The sequence below is a fragment of the Marinomonas sp. TW1 genome (assembly GCF_001625355.1).
Classification (GTDB): Bacteria; Pseudomonadota; Gammaproteobacteria; order Pseudomonadales; family Marinomonadaceae; genus Marinomonas.
On sequence record NZ_JSEE01000001.1, the window covers coordinates 1 to 18353 of the forward strand.

16 protein-coding genes are annotated in these 18353 nt (G+C 44.3%); 11 read left to right on the forward strand and 5 right to left on the reverse strand.

Annotated elements, in window-relative coordinates; all coding sequences use genetic code 11:
• Nucleotides 1-315: 315 nt before the first annotated feature.
• From OA79_RS00005 to OA79_RS00015, 3 genes are all read right to left on the reverse strand, one after another.
• Nucleotides 316-1833: a fumarate hydratase gene (locus OA79_RS00005; protein WP_063331187.1), complete on the reverse strand. Its 1518-nt coding sequence runs from the start codon at nucleotides 1831-1833 to the stop codon at nucleotides 316-318.
• Nucleotides 1834-1977: 144 nt separating this feature from the next.
• On the reverse strand, nucleotides 1978-3639 hold the full coding sequence (locus OA79_RS00010) for a DUF2786 domain-containing protein (RefSeq protein ID WP_063331188.1): 1662 nt from the start codon (nucleotides 3637-3639) through the stop codon (nucleotides 1978-1980).
• 61 nt (nucleotides 3640-3700) lie between these two features.
• A complete protein-coding gene (locus OA79_RS00015; protein ID WP_063331189.1) occupies nucleotides 3701-4144 on the reverse strand; it encodes an HIT domain-containing protein in 444 nt (147 codons plus the stop codon).
• A gap of 84 nt (nucleotides 4145-4228) precedes the next feature.
• On the opposite strand from OA79_RS00015, the gene OA79_RS00020 reads away from it, so the two are divergent.
• The 4 genes from OA79_RS00020 (at nucleotide 4229) to wrbA (ending at nucleotide 7865) form a co-directional block, all read left to right on the forward strand.
• On the forward strand, nucleotides 4229-5098 hold the full coding sequence (locus tag OA79_RS00020) for an SMP-30/gluconolactonase/LRE family protein (protein WP_063331190.1): 870 nt from the start codon (nucleotides 4229-4231) through the stop codon (nucleotides 5096-5098).
• Nucleotides 5099-5134: 36 nt separating this feature from the next.
• Nucleotides 5135-6862 carry a proline--tRNA ligase gene (locus tag OA79_RS00025; RefSeq protein WP_063331191.1) on the forward strand — a complete coding sequence of 576 codons (1728 nt, stop codon included), beginning with the start codon at nucleotides 5135-5137 and terminating at the stop codon, nucleotides 6860-6862.
• Nucleotides 6863-6924: 62 nt separating this feature from the next.
• On the forward strand, nucleotides 6925-7266 hold the full coding sequence (gene arsC / locus OA79_RS00030; protein WP_063331192.1) for an arsenate reductase (glutaredoxin): 342 nt from the start codon (nucleotides 6925-6927) through the stop codon (nucleotides 7264-7266).
• Entirely contained in the window at nucleotides 7266-7865 is a 600-nt protein-coding gene (gene wrbA, locus OA79_RS00035) for an NAD(P)H:quinone oxidoreductase (protein ID WP_063331193.1), read from the forward strand. Before arsC ends, wrbA begins: the two co-directional genes overlap by 1 nt.
• A gap of 81 nt (nucleotides 7866-7946) precedes the next feature.
• Here the strand turns inward: wrbA and cysB are convergent, their stop codons facing one another.
• Nucleotides 7947-8921: an HTH-type transcriptional regulator CysB gene (cysB, locus tag OA79_RS00040; RefSeq protein WP_063331194.1), complete on the reverse strand. Its 975-nt coding sequence runs from the start codon at nucleotides 8919-8921 to the stop codon at nucleotides 7947-7949.
• A gap of 108 nt (nucleotides 8922-9029) precedes the next feature.
• On the opposite strand from cysB, the gene OA79_RS00045 reads away from it, so the two are divergent.
• Nucleotides 9030-9791: a sulfite exporter TauE/SafE family protein gene (locus OA79_RS00045; RefSeq protein WP_063331195.1), complete on the forward strand. Its 762-nt coding sequence runs from the start codon at nucleotides 9030-9032 to the stop codon at nucleotides 9789-9791.
• A 107-nt stretch (nucleotides 9792-9898) separates the two neighbouring features.
• On the forward strand, nucleotides 9899-10975 hold the full coding sequence (locus OA79_RS00050; RefSeq protein ID WP_063331196.1) for a 3-deoxy-7-phosphoheptulonate synthase: 1077 nt from the start codon (nucleotides 9899-9901) through the stop codon (nucleotides 10973-10975).
• Between the two features lie 109 nt (nucleotides 10976-11084).
• Here OA79_RS00050 and nfuA read toward each other — a convergent pair whose 3' ends face one another.
• Nucleotides 11085-11666 (reverse strand): Fe-S biogenesis protein NfuA, encoded by a 582-nt coding sequence (nfuA, locus tag OA79_RS00055; protein ID WP_063331197.1) that lies wholly within the window; start codon nucleotides 11664-11666, stop codon nucleotides 11085-11087.
• 269 nt (nucleotides 11667-11935) lie between these two features.
• Between nfuA and OA79_RS00060 the strand changes: the two genes are divergently transcribed.
• The 5 genes from OA79_RS00060 (at nucleotide 11936) to fusA (ending at nucleotide 18293) form a co-directional block, all read left to right on the forward strand.
• Nucleotides 11936-13597 carry a nitrite/sulfite reductase gene (locus OA79_RS00060; RefSeq protein WP_063331456.1) on the forward strand — a complete coding sequence of 554 codons (1662 nt, stop codon included), beginning with the start codon at nucleotides 11936-11938 and terminating at the stop codon, nucleotides 13595-13597.
• Nucleotides 13581-14057, forward strand: a complete 477-nt coding sequence (locus OA79_RS00065; protein ID WP_063331198.1) for a DUF934 domain-containing protein — start codon at nucleotides 13581-13583, stop codon at nucleotides 14055-14057. Before OA79_RS00060 ends, OA79_RS00065 begins: the two co-directional genes overlap by 17 nt.
• A gap of 126 nt (nucleotides 14058-14183) precedes the next feature.
• Complete coding sequence (locus tag OA79_RS00070) at nucleotides 14184-14840, forward strand: TIGR04211 family SH3 domain-containing protein (protein ID WP_231908774.1); 657 nt, start codon at nucleotides 14184-14186, stop codon at nucleotides 14838-14840.
• Between the two features lie 14 nt (nucleotides 14841-14854).
• A complete protein-coding gene (locus OA79_RS00075; RefSeq protein WP_063331200.1) occupies nucleotides 14855-16027 on the forward strand; it encodes a cation:proton antiporter domain-containing protein in 1173 nt (390 codons plus the stop codon).
• Nucleotides 16028-16208: 181 nt separating this feature from the next.
• On the forward strand, nucleotides 16209-18293 hold the full coding sequence (gene fusA / locus OA79_RS00080) for an elongation factor G (RefSeq protein ID WP_063331201.1): 2085 nt from the start codon (nucleotides 16209-16211) through the stop codon (nucleotides 18291-18293).
• The last annotated feature ends 60 nt before the right edge of the window (nucleotides 18294-18353 follow it).

Here is an 18353-nt window from a genome sequence, read left to right on the forward strand (position 1 = left end):
TGAGCCATGATCAAACTCTTCAGTTAAAAAGCTTGCTCACTCAAATTCGAAACACTCACAATTTTACTTAATAAAGCGAATTGACGTGTTTGACTCTCGTAAGACTTCAATTTCTTTTTTGAAGCCCCAGCGAGCGCCCACACAAATTATCTGATTATCTATTTTAAAGAGCGTTGCCACTACATCGTGGCGAGGTCGTGTATATTACGGTTTTCTATTTGAGATGCAAGCACTTTTTACAACAAAAATGCCGTTAATTTCATAACTAACGGCATTTCAATGAGTTAGCCAAATGGATCATTAAATAAAGCGTTTTTATTTAATCTCAATCGCTTGAGCTTCGATTTTAGACTTCCATTCTGCAGGGCCAGTAATGTGTACTGACGTACCTTGAGAATCAACGGCAACCGTGACAGGCATATCCACGACGTCAAATTCATAAATGGCTTCCATCCCTAATTCAGGGAAGGCAATCACATCTGCTTTTTTGATGGCTTTAGAAACCAAGTACGCAGCGCCGCCAACAGCCATCAGATAAACCGCACCGAACTCTTTAATCGCTTCAATTGCAATCGGGCCACGTTCAGATTTACCTATCATGCCAAGTAGACCCGTTTCATCTAAGATTGTACGAGTAAATTTATCCATCCGAGTTGCTGTTGTTGGGCCAGCAGGACCAACCGCTTCATCTCTTACAGGATCCACAGGACCAACGTAATAGATAAAGCGACCCTTTAGATCCACGGGCAACTCTTCGCCATTCGCGATCATTTCTACCATTTTCTTATGAGCAGCATCTCGACCTGTTAACATTTTGCCATTAAGCAAAACAGTCTCACCAGGTTGCCACTCTTTAACTTGCTCTGGCGTGATTTCATTAAGATTCACTCGACGAACACTGTCACCCACTTCCCATGTAATTTCTGGCCAATCATCTAAAGATGGTGGCACCAAATCCGCAGGACCAGAACCATCTAACACAAAGTGCGCATGACGAGTCGCGGCACAGTTAGGAATCATAGCAACAGGCAAAGAAGCAGCATGCGTTGGGTAATCCATGATTTTAACGTCTAATACCGTCGTTAAACCGCCCAGACCTTGCGCACCGATACCTAAATTATTGACTTCTTCAAAGATGGCTAAGCGCAATTCTTCTACACGGTTTTGCGGGCCGCGTGCTTTTAGCTCATGAATATCGATCGGCTCCATTAGAGATTCTTTTGCCATCACCATGGCTTTCTCTGCTGTCCCGCCAATACCTATGCCCAACATACCAGGTGGACACCAGCCCGCGCCCATTGTTGGTACTGTTTTTTTAACCCATTCTACAATGTCGTCCGATGGATTTAGCATAGCAAGTTTAGATTTATTTTCAGAACCGCCACCTTTCGCTGCCACATGCACTTCTACTGTGTCACCTGGCACAATCTCCATATGAATTACGGCTGGCGTATTGTCTTTGGTGTTTTTGCGAGCACCAGCAGGATCATCTAGAATTGACGCACGCAAAACATTATCAGGATGAAGATAAGCACGACGCACACCTTCGTTAATCATGTCAGCGACACTTTTCGTGCTTTCCCACTGCACGTTCATGCCGACTTTAACAAACACGGTAACGATGCCGGTATCCTGACAAATAGGACGCTTACCTTCCGCACACATACGAGAGTTAATTAGAATCTGTGCCATGGCGTCTTTCGCCGCCTGACTCTCTTCGCGCTCGTAAGCTTCATGAACCGCATTAACGAAATCGAGTGGATGGTAATAAGAGATAAATTGCAGCGCGTCAGCTACGCTATCAATCAAATCATCTTCTTTAATAATGCTCATGCTTCTCTCCTGCCGAGTATTATGAATGAATCAAAGATCGAAATGGTAAAAGATGCGGGGCCGCAAAGAAAGCTTTATGAAAGGTTTTGAAAAGATATACCCCTTATTATTGACATGAATAAGGGGTATATCCAGAAAAGATAACTAATTGATTTTATGTTCTTTCGTTGAACTGGGCTTTTGCACAGAGTGCTGAATGTACTCTTCTAAGATTTTTGCAGTAAATTTTTCACGCTCAGGCAACGACACTATCTGCTCGGCTTCCCAGTTAATCAAACGAATGAACACAGAATACTTTTTGATATATTGATAGCCAATATCACGAACCCCAATGTCATTTGATTCCATCAAATAAAGCACTTGTTCCAAGCTCTTCTGAGCCTCAAACTGCCCACCTTCACTTGCTGCCACCAATAACCTTTGAATTTGCTGAACAGGGTTCTCGGATCTTTTCGATTCTTTTTTGCTGTAATTTGACGTTAAAAACTTATCCAACATCTCTTCTGTGTAACCTTCACGCTCCTGGACATCAGAAATAAGCGCTGACTCACGCTCTAGCAGACGAATGAATAAACTCTTATTTTTAATATCAGAAAACTCAAGATCCTTTAGGGATAAGCCGTTTTCTTCCATGATATCAATCACTCGATCATAAGAAGCACTCGCTTCACTTCCAGTTGAAACAGATAACATTAACTGCCGACGCAACTCGTGCATAATCTTGGCCGCACGATAATCTTCTTTTCTCTGCAAATGCTGCTGAAAGGCATCTTTGTTTTGCTCAAGCGCCTTACTCACTGATTCATAACCCTGAATCGCTTCTTGCTCATCTCTTAGTCGATCCATGCGAATATTATTACAACTCGCCTCCCACGCCTCATAAGATCTCGCCCTAGCTTGAAAGGCACGCTCAATCGCCTCCTCAAAACTTTGCTCTATTCGAGCTCTTTCGGCACGCTCAAGCACTTCTTCCTGCTCATGCTCGTGACGCTTAGTTTTCTTTAACTGGAGATTTTCTTGAGCCAAAGTCAACTGGGTACTTAAATCTTCAATATCAGACTGAATTTTTGCTTCATCAAAATCCGCCAATTTTTCGTATACACCAGACCAGTACTCATCTTTTGAAAACGGCACACTGGGATCGCTAGTCGAATATTGGGTTTTAAGCGCTTCGCCAAAATTAGCATGAGCCGGACGGAATGCCTGCGCTGCATCAATGACGTTATCGTTAAATGCATTCGCTGAGGACATGCCCTCTACTTCGTCTTGCTTGCTGGAATTTTCAACATCATCAACAAAGCTTTCAGCAGCCATATCATCCATATCCTGATCATCTAAAATATAAGCATCGACATCCGAAACCGGATCAAGTGTCTCGGTCGAAAAATCCGCCCCGAAAGCATCTTGATCACTTTCTTTTGAATTGAAAGGATGATCAGAATGAGCATCACCGCTCATACCGTCTTGCATGTCGTCTAAAATCGTTCTAACTGACTCATAAGCACGATTTGGATCCACCGTTGTTTTTTCACTAAAACGACGTTGGTATACAGAATCAGATTGCTCATTTTTCGGAGAAGGTTCCTTTACAAACCTCGGCGCACTATTACCCCAACTCACTTTATAAAGCATAGATCGATCACACAGCTGCAATATCGGCAATTCTCGCTGTGCGATGCAATATTGTCGAATTAAAGACTCAGCATGTCGCAATGCTAAGTTAGACTCACTCAAGTTGCTCGATGTCGCAAGATTAAGCAGTTTAACAACTTTCTGAATGGCCTTCTTTCTTCTGCGTGTGCTCATAAAACAGGCTTCCAAATGGGCTTAGTCAAATTAAAGACAAAAAATGAATTACACCAACAACCTAATAATATAAATCGGCTTCATCACTAGGCAATTGCAAATCATCACTTAACAATACTTGAACCTTTTGCAAAATCTCAGCCAACTTTTCTTTAGAATATGGAACCGCAGGAAATTTCCCCCAAATAGGCCCCGGCCAGCAAGAGTCCGTATCGTAACGAACAATATGGTGAATATGTAATTGTGGCACCTGATTCCCCAAAGCGGCAACATTTAGCTTAGTTGCGGTAAAAGCATCGTGCAGAGTTTCCGCCAGCAGGCAACTTTCTGCCATCAATTGTTGCTTATCCTCATCAACCAACTGATAAATTTCAGTAATATTGTTACGCCTAGGCACCAAAATGAACCAAGGAAATTGAGCATCATTTATTAGACGCAATTCACACAAAGGCAAGTTTCCCACCATAATGGAATCACGGCGCAACACAGGATCTAACTGAAACATCTTCACACATTCCTATTTACAAAAATCTCATTCATAAGCACTATAGCACCCTATTTCAAAAACACTCAGTGACTCGGAGCTTCCATGACGGATATGCAATGTGCTGTGGACGCACAAGCAAAATTAGCAGAATGCCCACGTTGGGATGAACGTACACAAACCTTGTATTTTGTCGATATAGACTCTTTTGTACTATACGCCTACGACACACAATCGAAAACCCTAAGCAATCGTAAATTTGATGAAGAAATTGGCTGCTTTTCATTAGCCGAAAACGGTGGATTCATTGCCGCTTTCCGCTCCGGGGTCTACACATTCGACCAATTCGATGCCGAACTAAAGTCATATTGGAAAGCCGATTACGACCAGCAAACCACTCGTTTCAATGATGGCCGCTGTGACGCAAAAGGACGCTTTCTAGCCGGCACCATGTATTCTCCGAAAGACGCTTTTAAAGGTGCGCTTTACCAATTTCGTCGTGGCCAACAAAAAGTGCTGGATCAAGCGGCTTGGACATCAAACGGTTTAGCTTTTTCTCCAGATCAAAGCATCATGTACTACTCCGACACACCAAATCACGTGGTGTATCAGTTTGATTACGACATTGAGACAGGCGAAGCAACCAATAAACGTGAATTCATCCGTTTTCCACATGGCAACGGACGACCAGATGGCGCCGCCGTTGATACCGACGGAAACTATTGGTCGGCCTTATATCAAGGCCAAAGAGTTGTTAAAATAAGTCCAGCAGGTGAAATCTTGGAAGAACACCCAGTACCAGCGACGTATCCCACCATGGTGGCCTTTGGTGGACCAAACATGAGCACCTTGTATGTCAGCACTTGTCGCGCTGCACAAACAGCAGAAGAATTGCAAATTTTCCCGCAGGCTGGCGGTATCTTTGCACTAGAAACGTCCGTAACAGGACAGGTTGAGCCTCGCTTTGCAGGCTAACCGTTACTCAAATTAATCTAAAGAACTTATATTACTATGCGCGCTAGCAATTATTTATTTTCCACATTACGTGACGCCCCAACCGATGCGGTTGTAACAAGCCATCAACTTATGGTGCGAGCTGGCATGATTCGCCAGATATCTAAAGGTCTTTATACTTGGCTTCCCACTGGCGTAAAAGTATTTCGCAAAGTCGAAAGCATTGTCCGTGACGAAATGCAAAAAGCCGGTGCACTTGAAGTCATCATGCCGGGGGTACAACCAGCAGAACTATGGCAAGAATCCGGCCGCTGGCAAAAATACGGCCCAGAATTACTGCGCCTTAAAGACCGCCATGATCGCGACTATTGTGTTGGCCCTACTCATGAAGAGGTCATTACAGAATTAGCGCGTAATGAACTAACCAGTTACAAGCAACTCCCCATTAGCTTCTTCCAAATTCAAACCAAATTTCGAGACGAAGTTCGCCCACGCTTTGGTGTCATGCGCTCACGTGAATTCAGTATGAAAGACGCTTACTCTTTCCACGTTAGCCCAGAATCACTGCAAGAAACCTATGATGTCATGCACCAAGCCTACTGCAATGTATTTGACCGCATTGGCTTGGATTATCGTCCAGTCCTCGCGGACACTGGGAGCATTGGTGGCGCCTATTCTCATGAGTTTCATGTACTAGCGGATTCCGGTGAAGATGACATTGCTTTTAGCGACAGCTCAAACTTCGCAGCCAATGTGGAATTAGCAGAAGCCATTTGCCTAAAAGAAAAGGCCAACCCAGCGACGCAAGAACTAGCAGAAGTACTTACCCCTGATTGTAAAACCATTCAGAAAGTGGCTGAGTTTTTAAAATTAGACGTCACAAAAACAGTCAAAACCATGCTCATTAAGGGCATTGACGATAACGAACAAGAAACCATCGTGGCACTTGTTCTGCGTGGTGATCACAATATTAATGAATTAAAAGTCGAAAAACTGGATGGGGTTGTTTCACCATTTGAGTTTGCCAGCGAAAGTGACATCATTAATAAAATTGGTTGCGCGCCAGGCTCCATCGGGCCAAAAGGCCTAAAAGAAAAAGGCATTCGCATTATCGCTGACCGATCCGCCGCAGTGATGTCTGATTTCTGTGCGGGTGCTAACAAAGACGATTATCACTTTACCGGCATCAACTGGGAGCGCGACTGCCCCGAGTTTGAAGTGGCCGATTTGCGTAACGTAGTAGAAGGCGATCCTTCTCCGGACGGTCAAGGTACTATCGTGATCAAGCGCGGCATCGAAGTTGGCCATATTTTCCAACTTGGCCAACAATACGCTCAAGCCTTGAACGCCAGCGTTCTTGATGAAAACGGCAAAGCAAAAATCATGCACATGGGCTGTTACGGCATCGGCGTTTCTCGCATTGTTGCCGCAGCAATCGAGCAAAACTTCGATGATAAAGGCATTTTGTGGCCAGAAAGCATCGCACCGTTTGACGTGGCCATAGTGGCAATGAATTACGACAAATCTGAAGCCGTTCGTGAAGCTTGCGAAACACTCTATCAAGAGTTGACGGCAAAAGGGCTGGACGTGCTACTGGACGATCGCAAAGAACGCCCAGGTGTTAAATTTGCGGACTGTGAACTGCTTGGCATCCCACATCGTTTTGTGATTGGTGACAAAGGTTTGGCGAACAATACCTTTGAATACAAGAATCGTATTCATGGCGAAAACCAAGACATCGCCATTGATCAGGCATGTGACTTCATACTGTCCACGAAGAAATAACAAACCAAACGCCATTCTTTTGAGTGGCGTTTTTTCTTTAAAGCAGATTAAGCGACTCAACTATGACGACAATTTACCACAACCCACGCTGCTCTAAATCACGACAAACTTTGGCGCTGTTGGAAGAAAACGGCATTCAACCTGACATTCGCCTCTATCAAAAAGAGCCACTCAACAAGAGTGAACTTGAACAGCTTATTGCGCAACTAGACATTCAACCCATTGAGCTTATGCGTACTAAAGAAGCGATCTACAAAGAACTTGGCTTGAACAAAGACAGCTCAGACGAAGAGCGCATTAAAGCCATGCTTAATAATCCAAGTCTAATTGAACGTCCTATTGTTGTTCACAGCAACAAGGCTAAGCTGGGCAGACCACCAGAAAATGTATTGGATTTATTTTGATGACTTCATCGCCTTATATCTTAATACTCTTCTATAGCCGACATGGCTCCATTGCCGAGATGGCTAAGCACATTGCTCGTGGCGTCAATAAAGTCACTGGGGTGGAAGCTAAAATACGCCAAGTACCAAATGTCTCGAGTAATACGGAATCAACCGAGCCCGCTCTTCCAGATGAAGGCGCACCTTACTGCACCTTAGAAGAACTGAGTGGGTGCGCGGGTCTAGCAATGGGTTCACCGTCTTACTTTGGTAGCATGGCCGCCCCTCTCAAGCACTTTATCGATCAAACTTCGACTTTGTGGATGACAGGACAACTGATCGACAAACCCGCTTGCGGTTTTACCAGCGCCAGCACAATGCATGGTGGGCAAGAACAATGCCTACACAGCATGATGACGCCACTTATTCATCACGGCATGATTTGGCTTGGGCTTCCTTACAAAAATAAAGAATTGATCAGTACTACCAGCGGTGGCACTCCCTATGGCGCAAGCCACTTAGCCAGCAGCACACAGGAAAACACCCTGACTGCAGAGGAAAAGAAACTGTGTGAGGCTCAAGGTGAGCGAATTGCCATCATGGCACTTAAGCTTACCTAAAAGTACCCCGCATAATTCAGCAACAGCCATAAAAAAAGCGCCGTTCATTTTCATGAAGGCGCTTTTTTTATGCAAGATTCGTTAATGACGAGGCAGTACAATGCCTTCAAATAATTGCTCAACTTCTTGGCGATTAGGCGCTTCCATAGCCGCCACAACTAAGTCTTTGGTCAAATGCGGTGCGAAAGACTCGATAAATTTGTACATATAGCCACGAATAAAGGTATTGCTTCGTATTCCGATTTTAGTACAGCTATCCGCAAATAAGTGCGATGCATCAAGCGCTACCAAATCTGAATCCAATGACTCATCATAAGCCATGGACGCGACAATACCGACACCTAAACCGAGACGCACATAAGTTTTAATGACATCTGAATCCGCCGCAGTAAAAACGACATTTGGCTCTAACTCAGCCCGCTGGAAAGCTTCATCTAACTGAGATCGCCCCGTAAAACCAAATACATAAGTCACAATGGGGTAGGCCGCGAGCGCTTCTAGAGTCAATTCACCAATACCAGCCAAAGGGTGATTTTTTGGCACAACGACAGAACGATTCCAAGTGTAACAAGGCAGCATCACCAAATTACCGAACAACTCCAATGCTTCTGTTGCAATCGCAAAGTCCACCACACCATCATTGGCCATTTCTGCGATTTGCATGGGTGTCCCCTGATGCATGTGCAGGCTGACTTCCGGGTAACCTTCGATAAATTGATTAATAACCTTTGGCAATGCGTATCTTGCCTGAGTATGTGTCGTTGCTATGTCTAATGAGCCTTTGCGCTCGTCACTAAATTCACTCGCGACACGTTTGATATTCTGTGTCTGATTAAGCACTTCACCCGCCAAAGCAATAATTTTTTCACCGGCTGGCGTGATGTGTGTTAAGTGCTTGCCACTTCTTGCAAACACCTCAACACCCAACTCATCTTCCAATAAACGAATTTGCTTACTCACACCGGGTTGAGAGGTATAAAGGCTTTGCGCAGTAGCCGACACATTTAAGTCATGACGCGCTACTTCCCATATATATCTAAGCTGCTGTAACTTCATCGACTACCTTATTCTAAAAAGAGTTAAAAACATAAGAAAATATTACTTTATAGAATAGTAAAAAAGCTCTAAGGTTGCCAGCTCAAATCATTTATTTACGGCAATTCGATGGATTTTATTTGGTATATTTTTGCTGGTGCAGCCGTTGGCTTAGCCGTCGGCATCACTGGGGTTGGTGGCGGTTCATTGATGACGCCATTGCTGCTGCTTTTTGGCTTTCCGCCACACATCGCGGTTGGGACCGATCTGATGTATGCCGGCATTGCAAAAAGCACTGGTGTTGTGATGCACGCCAAACGTGGCAATGTAAATTGGAGCATCGTATTTGCCATGGCATCAGGCAGCGTCCCCGCTTCAATTTTAACCATTTGGCTGTTATCGCAATTTGACAAACCGGATCACTATCAAGAAATTCTCACCACAAGTTTAGGCTTAATGCTCACACTGACGGCCATTGTTGTGCTATTTCGAAACAAACTTATTCAGTCACTCAAGCTCAATTTCACTGAACACAAAAGCCGAAAAATTATTATGGTTTGTGGCTTCATTCTGGGCATATTAGTGACACTGACGTCGGTCGGCGCTGGCGCGTTAGGCACCGCCATTATGATGCTCTTATTCCCACTAATGCGCGCCAAAAACATTGTTGGCACCGATCTCGCTCATGCTGTCCCGCTAACACTTATCGCTGGCACAGGGCACATTTTTTTAGGCAATGTAGACTACGCGTTATTAGTCGCTTTATTGATTGGCTCAATTCCTAGCATCTATTTAGGGACACGCATTGCAACCCGTGTTCCCAACAAAATATTACAGCCTATTTTAGCGACCGCCCTACTTTCATTTGGCGTAAAATACCTTTTCTTCTAAAAGGCCTATAAATAGAGAAAAATCGCCCTCAAAGGTTCATTCGATTTAAAAAAAAGGATATGGTTGACCGCCATAACTAAAAAAGCAGCAAGCAGGAATCCCCCGCAATGAGTAACAAGCGTCTTGAAGACCTAAACATCGCTTCTTTTGACTCCTTGGTAACCCCAAGTGAACTGAAACAAGCACTCCCAGTCAGCGACATTGTCAGCAATCACGTTGCCGAATCTCGTGACACGATCAAAAACATCATGGACGGCAAAGATCATCGCCTAGCGATCGTGATTGGCCCATGCTCCATCCATGACCCAGAAGCCGCTTTGGACTATGCGAAGCGCTTGAAATTGCTGTCAGAAAAATTAGACGACACGCTATACATCATCATGCGCGCTTATTTTGAAAAACCTCGTACGACGGTAGGCTGGAAAGGCTTAATCAACGATCCAAATCTAGACGGCACGTTTGACATCGACAAAGGCATCCGCATTGGTCGTAAATTACTGATTGATCTAGCGGAACTGGGTCTACCACTCGCGACGGAAGCACTTGACCCCATTTCACCTCAGTACATTCAAGACCTTATTAGTTGGTCCGCCATTGGCGCACGTACAACTGAATCACAAACTCACCGTGAAATGGCCTCCGGTTTATCTGGCCCAGTTGGCTTTAAAAATGGTACCGATGGCAGCATGACCGTCGCCGTAAATGCCATGCAATCCGTTTCTCATGGTCATTCATTCCTTGGTATCAATGAAAACGGCAAAGTCAGCATCGTTAACACAAAAGGCAATGCATACGGACACTTAGTACTGCGAGGTGGAAATGGCAAACCAAACTATGATACCGCCAACGTTGCGTTGAGCGAAGCCGCGTTAACGAAAGCCAACCTAAAACACAACATCATGGTGGATTGTTCACACGAAAACTCGAACAAACAACCAGAACGCCAAATAACCGTAATGGAAGACTCAACCCAGCAAATTCTGGCGGGCAATCAATCCATTATGGGCTTAATGATCGAGAGTAATATCGGCTGGGGCAATCAAAAAGTCCCTGCCAATCTTAGCGATCTGGAATATGGCGTTTCAATTACCGATGCTTGTATTGACTGGGAAGCCACAGAAAAAGCCTTAACTCACATGGCAGACGAACTTCGCAGCACATTACCGAAACGCCAACGAAGCTAATTCTTTTGGCGTTAGTGACTTAAAACAAAAAACGCGAACCTAGGTTCGCGTTTTTATTATCCTGAATTCTGTTTCGCTTTTATTATTGTTTAAATAAAAGTAAAACAAATTACATAAAGGCGTTGTCTGTCACGGTATGATCGGTAGAGTCTTTTACTGCAGTCAAACCTGCAACCTTTTCAATTAAGGTTTTTTCGACACCTTCTTTTAAGGTCAGATCAACGGCACTACACCCTTGGCAGCCACCACCAAATTTCAACACAGCCACTTCACCATCAATCACTTCAATCAAACTAACTTCACCGCCATGAGCCGCCAAGCCAGGATTGATTTCAGAATACAAAACATAATTGATCTGATCTTCAATCGGACTGTCTTCTGTTACTTTCGGCATTTTTGCATTAGGCGCTTTAATCGTAAGCTGGCCGCCCATTTTTTCAGTGGCATAATCCACGAAAGCCTCATCTAAAAAGTTAACTGAATTTTTCTCAATATAAACTTTTAATTTTGGCAGATTCAGAATTTCATCCGTTTCATTCACTTCATCAGGGCGACAATAAGCTAAACAAGTTTCTGCGTATGGTGTACCCGGTTGTTGGATAAAAATACGCACAGCCATACCTTCAACACCCTGTTTTTCTAATAAAGAAGCAAGGTATTCTTGAGCGGCATCGGTAATAGTAATGTTCATATACAACCTTAAATCTAGGTGACGATTAATAAGGCTTATATTAACTCAGTTAAAGGATAAAACCAAAGACCCAGTAAAAAACTAAGGTATTTTTCCTCTTTTTACTGAGAGTGCTTATCAACAGCATTTAAGAGCCTTTCCCAACAAAAATATGCGAATAAGCCTTATTAGGAAAACCCCTAAAGATATAGATAAATATTCATTTTTAGAATAAAGAGTTTTTGCTAGTATTCGCTTACTTAATTTTATTAATCACGGTTCAATTCAATATGTATCAATACGACGCCATTGACCAACAGCTTGTTGAAGAGCGTGTTGCCCAGTTTCGCGACCAAACTCGTCGCTATCTAAACAAAGAACTAAGCGAGCAGGAATTCCTGCCATTGCGCTTACAAAATGGTTTATATGTACAGCGCTATGCGCCTATGCTACGTATTGCCATCCCATACGGTATGCTGTCTAGTGTTCAGCTTCGTAAACTGGCTGACATCAGTCGTCGTTATGACCGAGCTTACGGTCACTTCAGTACCCGCCAGAACCTACAGTTAAACTGGCCGAAACTAGAAGATGTTCCAGACATTCTAGCTGAGTTGGCTGAAGTACAAATGCACGCGGTACAAACCAGTGGTAACTGTATCCGTAACACCACCACAGATCAGTATGCTGGTGTCATCTCAGACGAAGTGGTTGATCCTCGCCCATATTGCGAACTGATTCGTCAGTGGTCTACTTTCCATCCTGAATTTGCGTTCTTACCGCGTAAATTTAAAATTGCCGTCAATGCCACTGAGTCCGCTGACCGTGCAGCCACTCAAGTACACGACATTGGTTTGCACATTAAAAAGAATGACGCAGGCGAAATTGGCTTCAAAGTCATTGTTGGTGGTGGCTTAGGTCGTACTCCAATGGTTGGCGTTACCATCAGTGAATTTGTTCCTCGTGAAGATTTATTGACTTACCTTGACGCCATTATCCGTGTCTACAATCAGCAAGGTCGCCGCGACAACAAATACAAAGCCCGTATCAAGATCTTAGTAAAGGCACTAGGCATTGAAGAGTTCCGCCGTCGCGTTGATGCGGAATGGGCGCACCTCCGAGGCAAAGAAAGCACGGTACCAATGAGTGAGTTTGAACGTTTAGCGACTTTCTTTACAGAACCGGCTTATCAGACGTTGAGCAATCAACCCGCTGAACTAAGCAATAAGCTTGCAGAGAGTGCTGGCTTTGCACGTTGGTATGAGCGTAATACGTTTGATCACAAACAAGCCGGTTACCGCATCGTGACCCTCACACTGAAAAAAGCAGGACAAGCGCCAGGCGACGCAACATCAGAGCAAATGGAAAAAGCCGCCGACCTTGCTGATCGTTTCAGTTTCGGCGAATTGCGCGTCAGCCATGAACAAAACTTGGTCCTAGCGGATGTTCGTCAAGACCAATTAATTGAACTTTGGGAAGCCGCAAAAGAAGCAGGCTTTGCAACACCAACACTTGGCTTACTCACTGATATGATTTGCTGCCCAGGCGGTGATTTTTGCGCTTTGGCCAATGCCAAGTCCATTCCTATCGCGGCACAAATTCAAGACACATTCAGCGATCTAGATTACCTGTATGACCTAGGCAATATCGATCTAAACATTTCAGGCTGCATGAATGCTTGTGGACACCACCATGTAGGTAACATCGGTATTCTAGGCGTTGATAAGAAAGGCGAAGAGTTTTATCAAGTCTCTATTGGCGGTGCCTCTGGTCACGATGCCAGCATTGGTAAAATCTTAGGCCCTTCTTTTGCACAAGAAGAAATCAGCAGCGTCATTCAAAAACTGATGCAAGTCTATGTCGATAACCGCTCTGCAGAGGAGCGTTTTATTGACACTTTCCGCCGTATCGGTATTGCTGCATTTAAGGAGGCTGCTTATGCCAAAACTAATTAAAGATGGCGCCATTGTCGACAATCAGTACGAATGGCAACAAGACGCAGAAACCACCGCTAACGAAAACAGCATAGTGGCGGCTCAACAGTGGCTAGCAGAGAAAGACTCAATCGGCAAAGTAGCGGGCATCTGGCTGGAAGCTGGTGATGGTACTGATATCTTAGAAGGCATTGACCTGAACCAGTTTGATGTCATTGGGATCCACTTCCCTGCTTTTGCTGATGGTCGCGGATTCAGCTATGCACGACTGTTAAGAGAACGCTTTAATTATCAAGGCGAAGTACGTGCTCTGGGCGGTTTCATTCCGGATCAATTAGGCTATCTATTGCGTGTCGGCTTTAACAGCTTTCAATTTGCCGAAGAAGTGGATTTGGAAAAAGCCTTGTTACTGCACAAGCCTTTTTCAGTCGCCTACCAAGGTGATGTGGCAGATCCTAGACCGATATTTTTACGCCGCTAAGCCACTCATTAACTATTTGTCACATAAAAGGCCATTTCGATGGCCTTTTTCTATTGCGTCTTGCCTAAGTCATGATTATCGTTGTAAAAGATCGATTCATTGTGAAAGGAATAACACGTGACAAAGATGCACCTAATCAGCCTATTGGTAGGCAGTGTTCTATCCGCTTCTGCTTCTGCAGTAACAGTATATGTTTCCGACATTCAGTTTGTAGCTATTCGAGAAGGACAAGACAATAGCACCAGAGCTGTCGAGCGAGGCATTAAAAGCGGCACGCCATTGGAGGTGTTGGAGCAATCCAATGGCTACAGTAAAGTACGCACACCAACTGGAGCAGAAGGCTGGGTAGCCGATTATTATCTATCCGACGATATGGTCACCCGTGATCAACTAGAGGAATTGCAAAGACGCCTCACCACCGCCATTCAGCGTCGTAACAACATCAACAATGAGTTGAAAGAGAGCCAAGCAGAAGCTCAGGCATTACTCAACACTCAAACCGAACTGCAACAAGAAAACCAAGCGCTAAAAGCACAATTAGAAGATGTTCAATCTATTGCAGAAAAAGCAGAAATCATCGTATCGCAAAACGACACAGTTACGTATCAGATAGAAAGCCTAAAGCAACAAGCTAGCATTGCCGAGCAAGCCAGTCAGCAATTACAAAATAGTCACCAACAAAAGTGGTTCATGATAGGAGCCGCCACACTGTTCGGAGGGTTATTACTTGGCACCCTTCTCCCCTTGTTAAGACGAAAAAAAGCAGGCACCGGCAACTGGTAAGAGAGCATACATAAATGGCTGACGTTTCGATTGTTCACTCCTTTTTTCTGATTTTTTCAGGAGCAGCAGTCGTTGCGACAGCCGCACTGTACACCCGTCAACCCATGATCATTGCCTACATAGCCCTCGGCATTCTACTGGGACCTTCCGCCCTATCTTTAATTAATGAACCCAAACTAATGGATGAAATGAGCCATATTGGCATCATTTTTCTGCTTTTCTTGCTAGGGCTGGATATGCAACCTAGCCACCTTCTTAATATGCTAAAGAAAGCGTCCTGGGTGGCACTTTTAAGCTCCGCCATATTCGCAGCGCTTGGTTATCTGGTTTCCTTCCTGTGCGGCTACAGCCAGACCGAAAGTCTTATTATTGGTGTGGCTATGATGTTCTCTAGCACCATAGTCTGCATCAAGCTGTTGCCTACGACCGTATTACACCACAAACACACAGGTGAACTCGTTGTCGGCTTATTACTGCTTCAGGACTTAATTGCTATTGCGGTATTACTTGTCTTATATAGCATGTCTGGCAATGACAGCGCTGGCGTGATGAACTACTTGAAACCTCTCATTGGTTTGCCCATTTTAATCTGCGCGTCTTTTTTATTCGTTAAATACGTGTTATTAAAATTGATTACTCGCTTTGATCGCTTTCACGAATACATTTTTCTCGTGTCCATCGGCTGGTGTTTATCCATGGCAGTACTCGCCGAGACGGCAGGACTGTCTGCTGAGATGGGGGCATTCATTGCCGGCGTGAGCTTAGCCACAAGTCCTATTTCACAATACATAGCAACCCATCTAAAACCCCTACGGGATTTCTTTTTAATACTTTTCTTCTTCTCCATTGGTGCCAGCTTCAATTTAGACTTACTAGGCGCCGTTATCGTACCGGCTTTGGTTTTAGCCATTGGCGCTATGCTTATTAAACCCGTTATCTTCCGCTATCTTCTAAAAGGCATGAAAGAAGACTCAAGCACCGCCTGGGAAGCCGGCTTTCGTCTTGGACAAGTGAGTGAGTTTTCGTTATTAATTGCTTATTTAGCCGCCAACATTGGCTTACTTGGACAAGAGGCCTCCCATGTTATTCAGGCCACAGCCATTTTTAGCTTTGCTTTCTCAACCTATGTTGTGATTCTCAATTACCCAACCCCTATCGCCATCTCAGACAAACTTAGAAGAGATTAACCCCAAGCACACTATTTTCTTAGGCTTAACAAAGACTAAACCAACAAATATCAATTGCTTCAATCTAACCCTTTCTTTAGTCACACAAAATATAATAGAATAGCGCGAAATACCTGACTCTTATCGAGAAGTCTTGTATAATAACGCGCAAATTTCGTCCTCACTTATTTAGAGTAATGTAATGGCTGACTTATCAAAATACAGAAACATCGGTATTTTTGCCCACGTAGACGCGGGTAAAACAACCACAACAGAACGTATTCTTAAACTTACTGGTATTATCCATAAAATCGGTGAAGTTCATGAAGGTGAATCTACTACAGACTTCATGGAACAAGAAGCTGAGCGTGGTATTACCATCCAGTCTGCTGCGGTTAGTTGTTTCTGGAAAGACCACCGTTTCAACGTCATCGACACACCTGGACACGTTGACTTCACAGTAGAAGTATACCGTTCCCTTAAAGTTCTTGACGGTGGTGTTGGTGTATTCTGTGGTTCTGGTGGTGTTGAGCCACAATCAGAAACTAACTGGCGCTATGCGAACGAATCTGAAGTTGCACGTTTGATCTTTGTTAACAAACTAGACCGTCTAGGTGCAAGCTTCTACCGTGTTGTTGACCAAGTGAAAAACGTTCTTGGTGCAACGCCTCTAGTTATGGTTCTACCAATCGGCACAGAAGACGAATTCGTTGGTGTTGTTGATTTGCTTACTCGCAAAGCTTACATCTGGGACGAAAGTGGACAACCTGAAAACTACAAAGTTGAAGACGTTCCTGCTGACATGGTTGATAAAGTTGAAGAATACCGTGAAGCATTGATTGAAACTGCGGTAGAGCAAGACGACGACCTAATGATGGCTTACATGGAAGGCGAAGAGCCATCTTTGGAAGACCTTAAACGTTGTATCCGTACTGGTACACGCGACCTTGCATTCTTCCCAACTTACTGTGGTTCTGCCTTCAAAAACAAAGGCATGCAGCTTCTTCTTGATGCCGTAGTTGATTACCTACCTAGCCCAACTGACGTGGTCCCACAAGACCTAACAGATGAAGAAGGTAATGCAAACGGCGAAAAAGCCATTGTCTCTGCTGACGAACCATTTAAAGCGCTTGCGTTCAAAATCATGGATGACCGTTTCGGTGCCTTGACTTTCGTACGCGTATACTCTGGTGTAATCAACAAAGGCGACACGATTCTAAACAGCTTCACAGGCAAAACAGAACGTGTTGGTCGCATGGTTGAGATGCAAGCGGATGACCGTAAAGAAATTAGCCGTGCGCAAGCGGGTGATATCATGGCAATCGTAGGCATGAAAAACGTACAAACTGGTCACACTCTTTGTGATCCTAAACACCCTTGTACGCTTGAAGCCATGGTTTTCCCAGAGCCAGTTATCTCCATCTCTGTAACACCGAAAGATAAAGGTGGTAACGAGAAAATGGGTATTGCAATCGGTAAAATGGTTGCTGAAGATCCAACATTCCGTGTAGAAACTGACCAAGATTCTGGTGAAACCATCCTTCGTGGTATGGGTGAACTTCACCTAGACATCAAAGTAGACATCTTGAAGCGTACTTACGGCGTAGACCTAGTTGTTGGTCAACCACAGGTTGCTTACCGTGAAACCATCACGAAAGAAGTTGAAGATACCTACACGCACAAGAAACAGTCTGGTGGTTCTGGTCAATTCGGTAAGATCGATTACCGCATCAAACCAGGTGAGCTAGGTTCTGGTTTCACATTCTCTTCTTCTGTTGTGGGTGGTAACGTACCAAAAGAATTCTTCCCAGCAGTTGAAAAAGGCTTTAAGTCTATGATGGAAGAAGGCGTTCTAGCAGGCTTCCCTGTACTAGACGTTGAAGTTGAGCTGTTCGACGGTGGTTTCCACGCAGTTGACTCCTCTGCTATTGCCTTCGAAATCGCTGCTAAAGGCGCTTTCCGTCAGTCTATCCCGAAAGCCGGTCCTCAGTTGATCGAGCCTATCATGAAAGTTGACGTATTCACGCCAGACGATCACGTTGGTGACGTAATCGGTGACTTGAACCGTCGTCGCGGCATGATCAAAGACCAAGAGAAAGGCGCAACTGGCGTTCGCATTAAAGCCGACGTTCCTCTTTCTGAAATGTTTGGTTACATCAGCACACTACGTACAATGACATCAGGTCGTGGTCAGTTCTCTATGGAGTTCTCTCACTACCTACCATGTCCATCAAACGTAGCAGAAACTGTTATTGCTGCGCAAAAAGAGAAGAAAAGCCAAGACTAATCTTTCTTGAGCGAATAAAAAAACCGATGCTTGCATCGGTTTTTTTTTGCCCTATTGGTT

What these genes read in the sequence shown, in the direction of transcription:
- OA79_RS00010 (WP_063331188.1), bottom strand. Translation starts at nt 3,639, where the DNA reads ATGAGCACACGCAGAAGAAAGAAGGCCATTCAGAAAGTTGTTAAACTG.
- OA79_RS00005 (WP_063331187.1), bottom strand. Translation starts at nt 1,833, where the DNA reads ATGAGCATTATTAAAGAAGATGATTTGATTGATAGCGTAGCTGACGCG.
- arsC (WP_063331192.1), top strand. Translation starts at nt 6,925, where the DNA reads ATGACGACAATTTACCACAACCCACGCTGCTCTAAATCACGACAAACT.
- OA79_RS00025 (WP_063331191.1), top strand. Translation starts at nt 5,135, where the DNA reads ATGCGCGCTAGCAATTATTTATTTTCCACATTACGTGACGCCCCAACC.
- cysB (WP_063331194.1), bottom strand. Translation starts at nt 8,921, where the DNA reads ATGAAGTTACAGCAGCTTAGATATATATGGGAAGTAGCGCGTCATGAC.
- OA79_RS00070 (WP_231908774.1), top strand. Translation starts at nt 14,184, where the DNA reads ATGCACCTAATCAGCCTATTGGTAGGCAGTGTTCTATCCGCTTCTGCT.
- OA79_RS00060 (WP_063331456.1), top strand. Translation starts at nt 11,936, where the DNA reads ATGTATCAATACGACGCCATTGACCAACAGCTTGTTGAAGAGCGTGTT.
- OA79_RS00075 (WP_063331200.1), top strand. Translation starts at nt 14,855, where the DNA reads ATGGCTGACGTTTCGATTGTTCACTCCTTTTTTCTGATTTTTTCAGGA.
- OA79_RS00050 (WP_063331196.1), top strand. Translation starts at nt 9,899, where the DNA reads ATGAGTAACAAGCGTCTTGAAGACCTAAACATCGCTTCTTTTGACTCC.
- OA79_RS00020 (WP_063331190.1), top strand. Translation starts at nt 4,229, where the DNA reads ATGACGGATATGCAATGTGCTGTGGACGCACAAGCAAAATTAGCAGAA.
- nfuA (WP_063331197.1), bottom strand. Translation starts at nt 11,666, where the DNA reads ATGAACATTACTATTACCGATGCCGCTCAAGAATACCTTGCTTCTTTA.
- fusA (WP_063331201.1), top strand. Translation starts at nt 16,209, where the DNA reads ATGGCTGACTTATCAAAATACAGAAACATCGGTATTTTTGCCCACGTA.
- wrbA (WP_063331193.1), top strand. Translation starts at nt 7,266, where the DNA reads ATGACTTCATCGCCTTATATCTTAATACTCTTCTATAGCCGACATGGC.
- OA79_RS00065 (WP_063331198.1), top strand. Translation starts at nt 13,581, where the DNA reads ATGCCAAAACTAATTAAAGATGGCGCCATTGTCGACAATCAGTACGAA.
- OA79_RS00045 (WP_063331195.1), top strand. Translation starts at nt 9,030, where the DNA reads ATGGATTTTATTTGGTATATTTTTGCTGGTGCAGCCGTTGGCTTAGCC.
- OA79_RS00015 (WP_063331189.1), bottom strand. Translation starts at nt 4,144, where the DNA reads ATGTTTCAGTTAGATCCTGTGTTGCGCCGTGATTCCATTATGGTGGGA.